This is a genomic window from Clavibacter michiganensis, assembly GCF_002151125.1.
GTDB classification, from domain to species: domain Bacteria; phylum Actinomycetota; class Actinomycetes; order Actinomycetales; family Microbacteriaceae; genus Clavibacter; species Clavibacter michiganensis_C.
In genome coordinates, this window is sequence record NZ_MDJZ01000017.1 from 409,540 (window position 1) to 421,638 (window position 12,099).

10 protein-coding genes and 1 tRNA gene are annotated in these 12,099 nt (G+C 76.0%); 7 read left to right on the plus strand and 4 right to left on the minus strand.

The window, feature by feature from the left end; translation table 11 throughout:
* Positions 1 to 172: 172 nt before the first annotated feature.
* The 4 genes from BFL37_RS13965 to BFL37_RS13980 all read left to right on the plus strand — a co-directional run bounded on the left by BFL37_RS13965 (position 173) and on the right by BFL37_RS13980 (position 4,467).
* Positions 173 to 259, plus strand: a tRNA-Leu gene (locus BFL37_RS13965).
* Positions 260 to 423: 164 nt separating this feature from the next.
* Positions 424 to 2,682 (plus strand): bifunctional lysylphosphatidylglycerol flippase/synthetase MprF, encoded by a 2,259-nt coding sequence (locus tag BFL37_RS13970; protein WP_086515673.1) that lies wholly within the window; start codon positions 424 to 426, stop codon positions 2,680 to 2,682.
* Complete coding sequence (locus BFL37_RS13975; protein WP_086515674.1) at positions 2,679 to 3,365, plus strand: response regulator; 687 nt, start codon at positions 2,679 to 2,681, stop codon at positions 3,363 to 3,365. Before BFL37_RS13970 ends, BFL37_RS13975 begins: the two co-directional genes overlap by 4 nt.
* A 7-nt stretch (positions 3,366 to 3,372) precedes the next feature.
* Entirely contained in the window at positions 3,373 to 4,467 is a 1,095-nt protein-coding gene (locus tag BFL37_RS13980; RefSeq protein ID WP_086515675.1) for a sensor histidine kinase, read from the plus strand.
* Between the two features lie 30 nt (positions 4,468 to 4,497).
* Here BFL37_RS13980 and BFL37_RS13985 read toward each other — a convergent pair whose 3' ends face one another.
* Both BFL37_RS13985 and ykgO read right to left on the minus strand, forming a co-directional pair.
* A complete protein-coding gene (locus tag BFL37_RS13985; RefSeq protein WP_086515676.1) occupies positions 4,498 to 5,082 on the minus strand; it encodes a hypothetical protein in 585 nt (194 codons plus the stop codon).
* 105 nt (positions 5,083 to 5,187) lie between these two features.
* Complete coding sequence (ykgO, locus tag BFL37_RS13990) at positions 5,188 to 5,310, minus strand: type B 50S ribosomal protein L36 (RefSeq protein WP_086515677.1); 123 nt, start codon at positions 5,308 to 5,310, stop codon at positions 5,188 to 5,190.
* Between the two features lie 44 nt (positions 5,311 to 5,354).
* On the opposite strand from ykgO, the gene BFL37_RS13995 reads away from it, so the two are divergent.
* Entirely contained in the window at positions 5,355 to 6,428 is a 1,074-nt protein-coding gene (locus BFL37_RS13995) for a GTP-binding protein (RefSeq protein WP_086515678.1), read from the plus strand.
* Positions 6,429 to 6,578: 150 nt separating this feature from the next.
* Positions 6,579 to 8,387 carry a RecQ family ATP-dependent DNA helicase gene (locus tag BFL37_RS14000; protein ID WP_086515679.1) on the plus strand — a complete coding sequence of 603 codons (1,809 nt, stop codon included), beginning with the start codon at positions 6,579 to 6,581 and terminating at the stop codon, positions 8,385 to 8,387.
* 52 nt (positions 8,388 to 8,439) lie between these two features.
* On the opposite strand, the gene BFL37_RS14005 is transcribed toward BFL37_RS14000, so the two are convergent.
* Positions 8,440 to 9,528, minus strand: coding sequence for a Gfo/Idh/MocA family protein (locus BFL37_RS14005; protein WP_086515680.1), 1,089 nt, complete (start codon positions 9,526 to 9,528; stop codon positions 8,440 to 8,442).
* A complete protein-coding gene (locus BFL37_RS14010; RefSeq protein ID WP_086515681.1) occupies positions 9,525 to 10,385 on the minus strand; it encodes a sugar phosphate isomerase/epimerase family protein in 861 nt (286 codons plus the stop codon). Before BFL37_RS14010 ends, BFL37_RS14005 begins: the two co-directional genes overlap by 4 nt.
* 211 nt (positions 10,386 to 10,596) lie before the next feature.
* On the opposite strand from BFL37_RS14010, the gene BFL37_RS14015 reads away from it, so the two are divergent.
* Positions 10,597 to 12,093: a M81 family metallopeptidase gene (locus tag BFL37_RS14015; RefSeq protein ID WP_086515682.1), complete on the plus strand. Its 1,497-nt coding sequence runs from the start codon at positions 10,597 to 10,599 to the stop codon at positions 12,091 to 12,093.
* Positions 12,094 to 12,099 lie beyond the last annotated feature (6 nt).

A 12,099-nucleotide genomic window follows, 5' to 3' on the forward strand; every position in this document is an offset into this window, starting at 1 on the left:
CGCGGATGAATAGTGCGATGTTAGCCAACTCGCGAGGTGCTGCCCTGGACACCGGCCAGGTGGCGGGTGCGCGTGGGGCGCTCGCGGCGTCGTCGAGAGGGCCGCGGAAGCGCCCGCCTCGCCCCGCGGCGGCGCGGGATCGGGTCCGCGGCGTGATAATGTCGTCCGGTTGGCGCGAGTGGCGGAATTGGTAGACGCGCACGGTTCAGGTCCGTGTGTCCGTGAGGACGTGGGGGTTCAAGTCCCCCCTCGCGCACCAGCAGGCAGGAGGCCCCCGGGATCACCCGGGGGCCTCCTCTCGTCTCCGGCGGCATCGCCGGCGCCTCCGCGCCAGCCGATCGGCGGACGGGGGCAGCCGAAGGGCGGAGGCATCGGATCCCGCGGCCGATGCGGAGGCGCGTGGGCGCTCCGCACGCTGGGGACGTGACGCACCCGACGCTCGCCCCCGCCTCCCGATCGCTCCCCGTCGACCGCCCGCCTGCGGTGGCTGCCGGCGCGGCTCCGACCACCTCGTCCGGCGCTGCCGCCGTCGCGTCCGGTGCGCTGCGCGCCGTCGGCCGCGCCGTCGCCCGCCATCCGCTCGCGATCCTCGCGGTCCCCGCCGGGAGCGCGTGGATCGGCCTCATGGCCGGCCTCGGCGAGCTCGCGCACCCGGCCGCCACCGCGATCGGCGTGGCCGTCACCGTCATGGTGCTGGCCTGGTCGGAGACCCGCATCGGGATCCTGCGCACGGCGCTCGTCGCGGCCCTCGGGTCGCTCGCGCCCGTCGCCGTCGCCTCCCTGCTCCTCGCCGCGGGCGTCGCGGTCGGCGACTGGTACTCGCAGGTCGACGCGGCCGACCGCCTGTGGGCGCCGTCCGTCGTGCTCGTCGCGGTCGCGGCGGCCGCCAGCCGGGGACTCGCGCCCGCCCACCGCGAGGGGCTCCGTGCTGCCGTGCTCGCGGCCGTCCTCGCGGGGCTCCTCGCGGGCGGCCACGGGGTCGACCTCACGCGCGGCGTCGCGCTCGTCATCGGGCTCGGCCTCGGCCGGATCCTCGTGCCGCTGTCGCCCCGCCCCGCCTGGCAGGACCAGGCCGCGTCCAGCGCCCGCGTCGTCGCCGCGACCGTGCTCGGCACGGTCACGCTCAGCTGGTGGATCGCCGCCGTCTCCGGCGACGCCGTCGGGGTGCTGAGCGCGATGGGCTCGCTCCTCGATCCCGGCCCCACGGTCGCGGTGATCTGCGTCCTCATCGTCGCCGTCGCGCTCCTGCTCCGCGGCCGTCGGCTCGGGCTCGTGCTCGGGATCGCCGCGCTGCTGCTCGTGACCGGCCTGCTCGCCTGGTACGACACGGTCATCCCGCTCGCCGAGGACTGGTTCGCCTTCCCCGTCTCCTCCTGGAGCGACGTCGAGCTGCCCGTGCTCGTGCTGACGACGTGGATCGTGCCCGCCGCGGCGCTCGTCGTGCTCGTCGCGCGCCGCCGGTCGTTCGCCAAGCGCGCGGTCGCCGAGGAGCGGTCGGCCGGGCGCGACCGGGTCCTCGCGCAGCTGATGCGCTCCGACGCCGGATCCCTGGGGTTCATGGGCACGTGGTCCGGCAGCAGCCACTGGTTCGCCGCCGACGACGACGACCCGGCCGCCCGCGGGGCCGTCGCCTACCGCGCCGCGCACGGGGTGGCCCTGACGGTCTCGGATCCGCTCGCCTCCGCGGACGACGCCCCCGCCACGATCCGCGCCTTCGCCCGGCACTGCTCCGCCCGCGGCCTCGTGCCGGCGTTCTACAGCATCCACTCCCGCCACCTGCCGGTGTTCGCCGAGCTCGGCTGGAGCGTCACGCCGGTCGCCGAGGAGGCCGTGATCGACCTCCCCGGCTTCTCCACCTCGGGCAAGCGGCGGCAGGACCTGCGCACGGCGACCAACCGCGCGGCCCGCGACGGCGTCGACGCGCTGTGGGGCACCTATCGCGGGCTCCCGGATGCGCTCCGCGGCGCGGTCGACGCGCTCAGCGGCGACTGGGCCGACGCGAAGGCGCTGCCCGAGATGGGCTTCACGCTCGGCGGCCTCCGCGAGCTCGACGACCCCGAGGTCCGGATGCTCCTCGCGGTCGACGCCGCCGGGCGCGTGCACGGCGTCACCAGCTGGCTGCCCGTCCACCGCGACGGCCGCCTCGTCGGCCGGACGCTCGACGTGATGCGCCGCGGTGCCGACCCCATGCCGGGCGTGATGGAGTTCCTGATCGCGACCGCCGCGCGCGCCTTCCAGGAGGAGGGGCTCGAGACGCTCAGCCTGTCCGGCACGCCGCTCGCGGGCGTCGGGACGATGCGGCCCGGCGGCGCGGTCGACCGGGTCGTCCAGCGCCTGCTCACGGCGACCGGCCGGGTGCTCGAGCTGTCCTACGGCTTCACCTCGCTGCTGCGCTTCAAGGCCAAGTTCGACCCCCGCTACGAGACGCTGTGGCTCGCCTGCCCCACGGCGGCGGACCTCGCGCCGATCGGGCGCGCGCTGACGGCCGCGTACGTACCGACCCTGCGGATCCGCCAGCTGGTGGGCGCGCTGCGGGCGGCCCGGGACGCGGCCCGTGCGCGACGCCGGGCGGCCCGGACCGCCGGGCGCGCGGCACGGGGCGCTAGCCTCGGCCATGCGGGGGACCGCGTCGCCGCGACCGGCGTCGGCGGCGGATCCACCGGCGGGAGGCGGGACGCGTGAGCCACGGATCGGACGCCGGCGTCGACGCCTCCTCGACGGGTCCCGTCGTGAGCGTCGTGGTGATCGACGACGAGGCGCTCGTGCGCTCCGGCATCGCGATGGTGCTCGGCGCGAGCCCGCGCATCGCCGTCCGGGCGGCCGTCTCGAGCGACGCCGCCGTCGCGACCGTGCGGGAGCACGCGCCCGACGTGGTGCTCCTCGACATCCGGATGCCCGCGCCGGACGGCCTCACGATCCTCGCCGAGCTGATGGCGGAGCCGCGACCGCCCGCGGTCGCGATGCTCACCACGTTCGACACCGACGACCAGGTGCTCGAGGCCCTGCACCGCGGGGCGTCGGGCTTCCTGCTGAAGGACACGGATCCCGAGCAGCTCGCCCGCCACGTGCTCACGCTCGCGTCCGGCGGGATCGTGCTCGCGCCCGGGCTCCGGCGCGGCCGCCTGTTCCGCTCGCCCGAGGAGGACGCCGAGCGGGCGCGCGTCGCGCGGCTCGGCGAACGCGAGACCACCGTGCTGACGGCGCTCGCGCGCGGCCTGTCGAACGCCGAGATCGTCGCGGAGTGCGGGCTGACGCTCGGCACGGTGAAGGAGACGGTCAGCTCGATCGTGCAGACGCTGGGCGTCGGCTCGCGCGTGGAGGCGGCCGTCGTGGCCGACCGTGCCGGGCTCGTGCCGCGGACGTGATGCGGCGATGCGGGTGACCGCCGCCGACCGGATCCGCGCGGCCCTCGTCGACCTGCTCGTCGCCGGGGTCGCCACGGTGGTCTCCTACGGGTTCCTCTCCGCCGCGCAGTCGTCGGGTGAGGTCGCCGCGGGGATCGCCGCCTGCCTCGGCCTCCTGCTCCGCCGCCGCTGGCCGTGGCTGAGCGTCCTGGCGGCGCTGCCCGCCTTCTCCGTCGGCATCGCGTACGTCCCGCTCATGGTCGCCCTCTTCGACCTCGGCGTCTCGCGCGCACCGCGGTGGCAGGTCGCGGTGGCCGCGGGCGGATCCGTCATCGCCTACATGGCGCCGCTCTGGCCGCCGGAGGACCCGGGATTCGTGATCGAGCCGCTCGTCGACGCGACCATCTACACGGTCGGGCCGGCGCTGCTCGGCGCGTTCCTGCGGGAGCGGCGGACGGCGGCGGCGCAGCTCGTGGAGCTCCGGGACGCGCAGTCGCTCGGGCAGCGGCAGGCCGCCGAGGTCGCGCTCGCGCGGGAGCGCGCGGTGCTGGCGCGGGAGATGCACGACGTCGTGTCGCACCAGGTGAGCCTCATCGCCGTGCAGGCCGGCGCGATGCAGGTGGGCGCGGCCGACGAGCGCTCCCGGGAGGCCGCGCGAACCATCCGCGGGCTCAGCACCGTGACGCTCGAGGAGCTGCGCGGCATGGTCGAGGTGCTCCGGGCGGCCGGCGGCGAGCGGCGGGAGCTCGCGCCGCAGCCGACGCTCCAGGACGTGCCGGCGCTCGTGGCGGCCAGCGGGATCCGCGCGACGACCGACCTCGACCTCCCCGCCGACCTGCCCGCCGCCGCCCAGCGCGCCGTCTACCGCACGGTGCAGGAGGGGCTCACCAACGCGCGGAAGCACGCGACCGGCGCGGCCGTGCGGATCACCGGGCGCCTGGACGCGGGCGACGTGGTGGTGGAGGTCGACGCCGGGCGGGCGACCCTCCCGCTGCTCGAGCTGCCGAGCGGGCGCCACGGGCTCACCGGCCTGCGCGAGCGCGCGCAGCTGCTCGGCGGGAGCCTGACGGCCGAGCAGCGCGCCGACGGATCCCACCTGCTGCGGCTGCGCTTCCCGCTCTGAGCCAGGTGGGCCGGTCGGCGCCCGCGCGACTCAGCGGCCGGCCGTCGAGGAGGAGGGGACCGCGGCCGGCTCGGCGTCGGTCGCGGGCTCGGGGCCGGGCCAGATGGTCCACGCGACCGCCCAGATCGTGCAGATGCCGAGGAGGACGGTGAGCCGGCCGATCCAGTCCCCGAGCGCCTCGGTGCGCGCGGCGTCGCCGACGGACGCGATGGCGGCGAGCAGCAGGGCGCAGGCGATCGCGTAGGCGAGGACCGTGAGGATCCAGAGCCGCCACTCGTGGCGCACCTTGGCGCGGCCCGACGCGGGCGGGCGCACGGGCGCGGGGCCCCCGGCGAACCGGTGGGCGAAGCGCACGTCGAGCCAGCGGAGCATCGAGTGGCCGAACGCGACGGATCCGCCGAGGTAGGCGGCGGCGAGGCCGTGGGTCCAGTCGGCGGTGGCTCCGCCGCGGAGGTCGATGGTGACGGCGACGAGGAGCACGAGATCCACGAGGGGCACGCACGCGAGCAGCACGGCGCCGAGGCGCGGGCGGCGGAGCGCGTAGCGGACGGCGAGGCCGGCGGCGAGCACGGCCCAGAAGCCGATCTCGCAGGCGATGATGACGGCGACGATCATGCGGCGGGCCCCCTCGGCGCTCGGCTGGTCTCCACCGCATCGACGGGCCGGCCGGAGCCCGCGCCCCAGATGAGGGGCGGCGGACGGGCCGGCCGGTCCCGTGGGTCAGCCCTGTCGCGCCTTGTTCCGCGGGTTCAGCTTGTTGATGACGAAGACGCGGCCGCGGCGGCGCACGACCTGCGCGCCGGGGAGCTTCTTCAGGGCCTTGATCGAGTTGCGCACCTTCATGGCGGTGGTCCTTTCGTGAGAACAGTTCTCAATAGACTACAGCCATGCCCGCTCGCGACCACCTGCCCCTGCCCGCGTACCCCCGGCCGCCGTCGGGCGTCGTCCTCGTGGTGGGCGAGGGATCCGGCCTGCGCCAGGTGCTGCGGGACGCCGTCGAGGACGTCGCGGCGACGCTGCTCGTGCTGCCGCCGGAGGAGGCGGATCCGGTCGAGCCCATCGCGCGGTTCCTCGACGACCTCGCCGGGCGCGGGCCGGGCGTCGAGGCCGTGGTGGGGATCCCCGCGATCGCGGACGCGCGCGCGACCGGGATGCAGCTCGACCTGCTGCTGCGCCGCGAGCACGAGCTGCAGCGCGCGTGCGGCGGGGCGGGATCCGGCTTCGGGCTCCGCCATGTCGTCTCGGTCGTGCCCGCCGACCGGCTGCAGGCGATCGCCTTCGGCCGGATCGACGACGCGTTCGACGAGGCCGAGACGCTCGTCGACCTCGTGGAGTACGCCACCGTGGTGGTGCTGACCGGCATGGCGCGCGTGCCGCTCGAGTCGCGCGGCTCCCTGCTCGCGCTCGTGCGCCGGCTCGCCCCGCGCGCCGCCGTGCTCGACGCCCGCCGGCCGCTCGCCCTCGACCGCTTGCCGCGTTGGGGCGACGTGGCGGGCCTCGCGGCGTCGGCGGGGTGGATGCGGGAGCTCACCGCCGCGGGCGTCGCGTCGCGGCCCGCGGAGATCGACCGGCTGGACGGACCCGTGGGATCCGTCGTCGTGGGCGATCCGCGGCCGCTGCACCCCGAGCGGCTCGCGCGGGCCGTGGAGGAGGAGCTGCGGCCCGACCGCGCGGGCCTCGTGCTGCGCTCGAAGGGCTTCGTGTCGCTGGCGTCGCGGCCGGGCGAGGTGGGCGGATGGTCGAGCGTGGGATCCATGCTGACGCTGCAGCCGACCGGGATCGACCCGTGGCAGGAGGGGGCGCCGCACGGCACGGAGATCGCGTTCTTCGGCGTGGGGCTGCGGCCGGCCGTGCTGCGGCGGGCGATCGGGCGGGCCGTGCTGACGGGGGAGGAGCTCGCCGCGGGGCCGGATGCGTGGGCCGGGTACGCGGATCCGTTCCCCCGGGTCGACGCGGACTGAGCCGGCCGCGACCCGGCGCCTGCGGGGCGCAGGCACCGGGCGCGCCCACCCCGCACGCGCGGCGCGCCCGGCCGCCGGCGATCGTGACGGTCCGCCGAGAGCGGATGCGCGCGGCTGGTCACTGCTCGGGTCGCGGCGTTCAGTGGGGAGGTGAAGCAGAACCGCACCGCGGCGGGCCCGACCCGCGCGACCCGTACGAGCACGAGCACCCGCACCGCGCACGACCGCACCGCCGACGAGCGGCCCGCCGCCGAGGATCCGGCCATCGTCCCCGAGCCCGCGCCCGGCCCCGAACCCGAGGACGCCCTGCGCGTCGCCCGCGAGTCGTTCGGGTGGGACGAGCTGCACGACGGCCAGGTGCGCACGATCGGCCCGCTCGTCCGCGGACGCGACGCGCTCGTCGTGATGCCCACGGGCTACGGCAAGTCCGCGATCTACCAGGTGGCGACCGTGCTGCTGGACGGCCTGACCGTCGTCGTCTCGCCGCTCATCGCGCTGCAGGCCGACCAGGTGCAGAACCTCGAGGACGCGCCCGCCGCGCCGCCGGCCCGCGTGATCAACAGCACCATCCGCGGGGCGGCGCTCGAGGAGGCGTGGGCGACCGTGGAGGAGCCGGGCGCGCGGATCGTGTTCCTCACGCCCGAGCAGCTGGCGCGCGACGAGGTCGTCGAGCGACTGGTGGCGCGCGGGGTGTCGCTCGTGGTGATCGACGAGGCGCACTGCGTCGCGGCGTGGGGCCACGACTTCCGGCCCGACTACCTGGGGCTCGGCGGCGTGATCGACGCGCTCGGGCACCCGCCGACCGTCGCGATGACGGCGACCGGATCCACGCCCGTGCGCACCGAGGTCGAGGAGCGCCTCGGGCTGCGCGACCCGTTCGTGCTGTCCAGCGGGTTCGACCGGCCGAACATCCGGCTCGAGGTGCGGCGGCACACGGAGGAGTCGGAGAAGCGGCGCGCGATCGTCGCGCACGTGGTCGAGCAGACGCAGCCCGGCCTCGTCTACGTGGCCACGCGCAAGGACGCCGAGGACTACGCGGACGAGATCCGCGAGGCCGGCCTCCGCGTCGACGCGTACCACGCGGGCCTGCCCGCGGCCGAGCGCGAGCGCGTGCAGACCGCGTTCCACGAGGACGCCGTGGACGTGGTCGTCGCGACGAGCGCGTTCGGCATGGGCATCGACAAGCCGACCGTGCGGTACGTGATCCACGCGGCGCCGCCCGAGTCGGTCGACGCGTACTACCAGGAGGTCGGGCGCGCGGGTCGCGACGGGGAGCCGGCCGTGGGGATCCTGCACTACCGCGCCGAGGACCTCGGCCTCCGCCGCTTCTTCGCGGCGCGCACGCCCCGGCCGGCGAGCCTCCGCGACGTGTACGCGGCGGTCGCGGTGGCGGGTGTCGACGGGCCCGTGCGACCGGCCGCGGTCGCCGAGCGGGCCGGGATGTCGGCGCGCACGGTCGGCGGCGTCCTCAACCTGCTCGTGGACGCGGGCGTGCTCGGATCCGACCGCGACGGCGCGTTCGTGCGCGAGGAGCTGGACCCCCGCGAGGCCGCCGCCCGCGCGAAGGGGGTCGCGCAGGAGCGCGAGCGCATCGAGGTGTCACGGCTCGACATGATGCGCGGCTACGCCGAGACGCAGCAGTGCCGCCGCCAGTTCCTGCTCGGCTACTTCGGCGAGGACTCCCCGGAGCGCTGCGGGAACTGCGACGCGTGCGACCGGCTCGAGGCGGGCGACGCGCACGACGCGGCGATGGGCGAGGCGGCCGCGGACGCCGAGGTTCCCACGGCCTCCGCCGATGACCCGTACTCGCCGCAGTCCGCCGTCACCCACGCCGAGTGGGGCCCGGGCACGGTGATGAGCGCGGAGGACGACCGGATCACCGTCTTCTTCGAGAAGGAGGGGTACCGCGTGCTGTCGCGGCGGATCGTCGAGGAGGGCGAGCTGCTGCAGCCGGCGTGAGGCGCGGGGCGCGGGGCGCGGGCGCGGTGCCGCACCGCGGCCGCCCGCCCCGTCAGTCCAGCCGCACCTCCCGGCCGCTCGCGGCTGACGCGTAGACGGCCTCGAGGATCCGCGCGAGGTGCAGCCCGTGCGCGGCGGGCGCGACGGGGGCGATCTCGCCGCGCACCATCCGCACGAACGTGTCGATCTCGACCTGGAAGCCCTCGTCGAGGTCGAACGACAGCGCGTCGATGTTCGGCGTGATCTCCACGGCCGTGTCGTGCAGCTCCGTCGTGATCCGCAGCTCCGGCTCGAGCGTCGCGCCGCCCTTCTCGCCGAACACCTCGAACGACTGGCTGTCGCGGCCGTGCAGCGAGTACGAGGTCTCGATCGCGAGCACCGCACCGGAGGCGAAGCGCACCACGGCGCCCGCGAGGTCCTCGACGGGATCGTCGGACGGCGTCTGGTCCGCGCTGAGGTAGCGCGTGAGGCCGCGGAGGTTCGTGCGGCTGCCGAGCCGCGAGAACGTGTAGCCCGTCACCGCGACGGGCTCGGGGAAGTCCATGAGCCAGAGGGCCATGTCGAGGAAGTGCACGCCGAGGTCGATGAGCGGGCCGCCGCCGGAGACGGAGCGGTTCGAGAACCAGCCGCCGGGGTCGCCCGCCTGGCGGAGGAACACGGCCTTCGCGTAGTACAGCGGGCCGAGGTCGCCCGCGTCCACGAAGCGCTTGAGGGTGACGGCGTTCGAGGAGTGGCGGCGCACGTAGCCGACCTGCACGGATCCGGCGCTCGCCGCCTCGGCCGCGACGATGGCCTCGGCCTGCGCGACCGTGACGGCCATGGGCTTCTCGAGCAGCACGCTCTTCCCGGCCTCGAGCGCGGCGATCGCCACCTCCGCGTGGGTGTCGTTGCGCGTGCAGACGCTCACGGCGTCGATCTCGGGGTCGGCGACGAAGGCGCGGAAGTCGGTGGCGACGAGCGTCGCGCCGTGCTCGACGGCGCGGGCCGCGGCGCGGTCGCCGTCGATGTCGCAGATCCCCGCGACGACGACGCCGGGGTTCCGCGCATACGCGGCGAGGTGGAGGCCGGCGATGGTGCCGGCGCCGACGACGCCGATGCGGACGGGGGCGGCGGGCGTCGCGTCCGCGGCGGGCGCGCTCATCGGGAGACCTCCGCGGCGAGGCGCTGCGCGGCGGCGAGGCCCTGCGTGAAGCCGGTCATCGGATCCTCGAGCCCCTCGAACTCGATGGAGACCGGGCCGTCGAAGCCCGAGCCCGCGACGAGCGCCAGGAGCGGGCCGATGGGGAGGTCGCCGGATCCGACGACCGCGCCGCGGATCCCGCGCCCGCCGAGCGTCGTCATCCACGTGTCGTCCGGCGGCACGTCGCGCACGTCGAAGTCCTTGAGGTGGACGACGGCGGCGTGGGGGAGGAGGCGCGGCACGGCGGTGAGCGGGTCCTCGTCGACGCACAGGGAGTTGCCGACGTCGAGCGTGACGCGGAAGGCGGGACGGTCGACGGCCTCGACGAGGCGCAGGATCCGGTCGCTCGCGTTCATGCTCATGCCGTGGTTCTCGACCGTGGTGGCGATGCCGAGCGTCGCCGCGTGGTCGGCGAGGTCGCGGCAGACGGGCACGATCGTCGCGAACGCGCGCTCGAACGCGTCGTCGTCGGCCTCGCGCCAGGACCACGCGAACACGTCGTGGCGGAGCAGCGGGATCCCGAGCTCGTGCGCGACCCGGAGGTGCTCGTGCAGCCGGGCGACCTGCCCGTCGAGGTCGGGGTCGAGGAAGTCGGCGCCGACCGCGTAGTTCGCGAGCTCGACGCCGCGCTCGTCGGCGCGGGCGCGGATCGCGGCGACCAGCTCCGGATCGTCGACGAGCTCGCTGCCGAGGCCCGCGATCGAGATCTCCAGGTGGCTGGCGTCCGAGTCGGCCACGAGGTCGACCACGTCGGGGACGGTCAGGGTGCCGGCCTCGAGGGCCGGGGCGAACGTGTAGGAGCTGACGCCGATGCGCATGGGCGGCCTTCCGGTTCCGGCGGCCGGGCGGTCGGCCGTGCCCTCACGCTAGGTGCGGCGCGGGCCGTCGCCCCGGGCCGGCCGTTCCTTCGCCGCCGGTTTAACGGAGACGTAACCGCCGGCCGCCGGGGCGCGGGGACCCCGTCCATATGGTGGGAGGACCCGGCAGGAGGGCGGCGCTCGCCGACCCGCGCCGGACGGAAGGGATCCCATGCCGCACCGCCCCCGGATCGTCTCGCTCGGCATGTCGCTGGAGGCGAGCGTGTACTCGCCCGCCGTGACCCGCGTCGACCAGTTCGTGCGCACCGAGGGCGACGCGTACCTCGCCCGCTACCCGTTCCTCGCGCCCGGATCCCCGCTCCGTGAGCGCACCGACTGGACGGCGCTGCCGCACTTCCGCGCGATCCCCGGCGGCCCCGTCCCGGCCGACGACCACCGCGCGATCGTCGACGACCTCCTCGGCGCGCTCGAGCGGACGCTGCGCGAGGACGGCCCGGTCGACGGCGTGCTCTACGACGTGCACGGCGCGATGAGCGTGATCGGCACGGACGACCCCGAGGGCGTGCTGGCCGGCCGGATCCGCACGCTCGTCGGCCCCGACGCGATCGTCTCGGCGACCATGGACCTGCACGGGAACGTCACGCCGCTGCTCGCGAGCTCGGTCGACCTCATCACCTGCTACCGCCTCGCGCCGCACGAGGACGCGCTCGAGACCGTGGAGCGCGCGGTGCGGAACCTCGTCGACCGGCTGACGGGGCCGAGGCGTCGGGAACCGGTGGCGACCGCGTGGGTGCCCGTGCCGATCCTGCTGCCGGGCGAGAAGACCAGCACGCGCGACGAGCCGGCGAAGGGGCTGTACGGGCGGATCCCGGGGATCACGGCGCGCGACGGCGTGATCGACGCGGGGATCTGGATCGGCTACGCGTGGGCCGACGAGCCGCGCAACCACGCGGCCGTGGTCGTAACCGGCGACGACGCGGAGGTCGTCGCGGCGTCCGCCGAGGATCTGGCCGCCGAGCTCTGGCGCGTGCGCGACGACTTCGCCTTCGTGGCGCCCGTCGGCACGCTCGACGAGTGCCTCGACCGGGCCGTCGCGAGCGCCGCGCGGCCGTTCTTCGTGAGCGACTCGGGCGACAACCCCACGGCCGGCGGCGCGGGCGACGCCACGGGCACCCTGCGCGCGCTGCTCGCGCGGCCGGAGATCGCGTCGGGCGCGGTCGAGGCGGTCTACGCGTCGATCCCGGATCCGGGTGCCGTCGCCGCGTGCGTCGCGGCCGGCGTCGGGGGGCGCGTCGACGTGCGGGCGGGCGCGCTCGTCGACGACACGGTGGCGCCGCCCGCCGAGATCCGCGGCACGGTCGAGCACATCGCCGAGGGGGATCCCGCGGCCGACGTGGAGGCGGTGGTGCGCGTGGGCGGCCTGCGCGTGATCCTCACGGCCCGGCGGAAGCCGTACCACCTGGAGGCGGACTTCACGCGGAACGGCATCGACGCGAGGGCCGCCGACCTCGTGGTCGTGAAGATCGGCTACCTCGAGCCCGAGCTGCACGCGATGGCGGCCGACTGGATGATGGCGCTCACGCCCGGCGGCGTCGACCAGGACCTCGCGCGGCTGCCCCACCACCGCATCGTCCGGCCGATGGTGCCGTTCGACGAGGTGACGGGGACGCCCGATCTCTCCGCCCGCATGATGACGCGCCCGATCTGACGGCGC

Coding starts and splice junctions, on each gene's coding strand:
- BFL37_RS13980 (WP_086515675.1), top strand. CDS start 3,373: ATGCGGGTGACCGCCGCCGACCGGATCCGCGCGGCCCTCGTCGACCTG.
- BFL37_RS13985 (WP_086515676.1), bottom strand. CDS start 5,082: ATGATCGTCGCCGTCATCATCGCCTGCGAGATCGGCTTCTGGGCCGTG.
- ykgO (WP_086515677.1), bottom strand. CDS start 5,310: ATGAAGGTGCGCAACTCGATCAAGGCCCTGAAGAAGCTCCCCGGCGCG.
- BFL37_RS13995 (WP_086515678.1), top strand. CDS start 5,355: ATGCCCGCTCGCGACCACCTGCCCCTGCCCGCGTACCCCCGGCCGCCG.
- BFL37_RS14005 (WP_086515680.1), bottom strand. CDS start 9,528: ATGAGCGCGCCCGCCGCGGACGCGACGCCCGCCGCCCCCGTCCGCATC.
- BFL37_RS14010 (WP_086515681.1), bottom strand. CDS start 10,385: ATGCGCATCGGCGTCAGCTCCTACACGTTCGCCCCGGCCCTCGAGGCC.
- BFL37_RS14015 (WP_086515682.1), top strand. CDS start 10,597: ATGCCGCACCGCCCCCGGATCGTCTCGCTCGGCATGTCGCTGGAGGCG.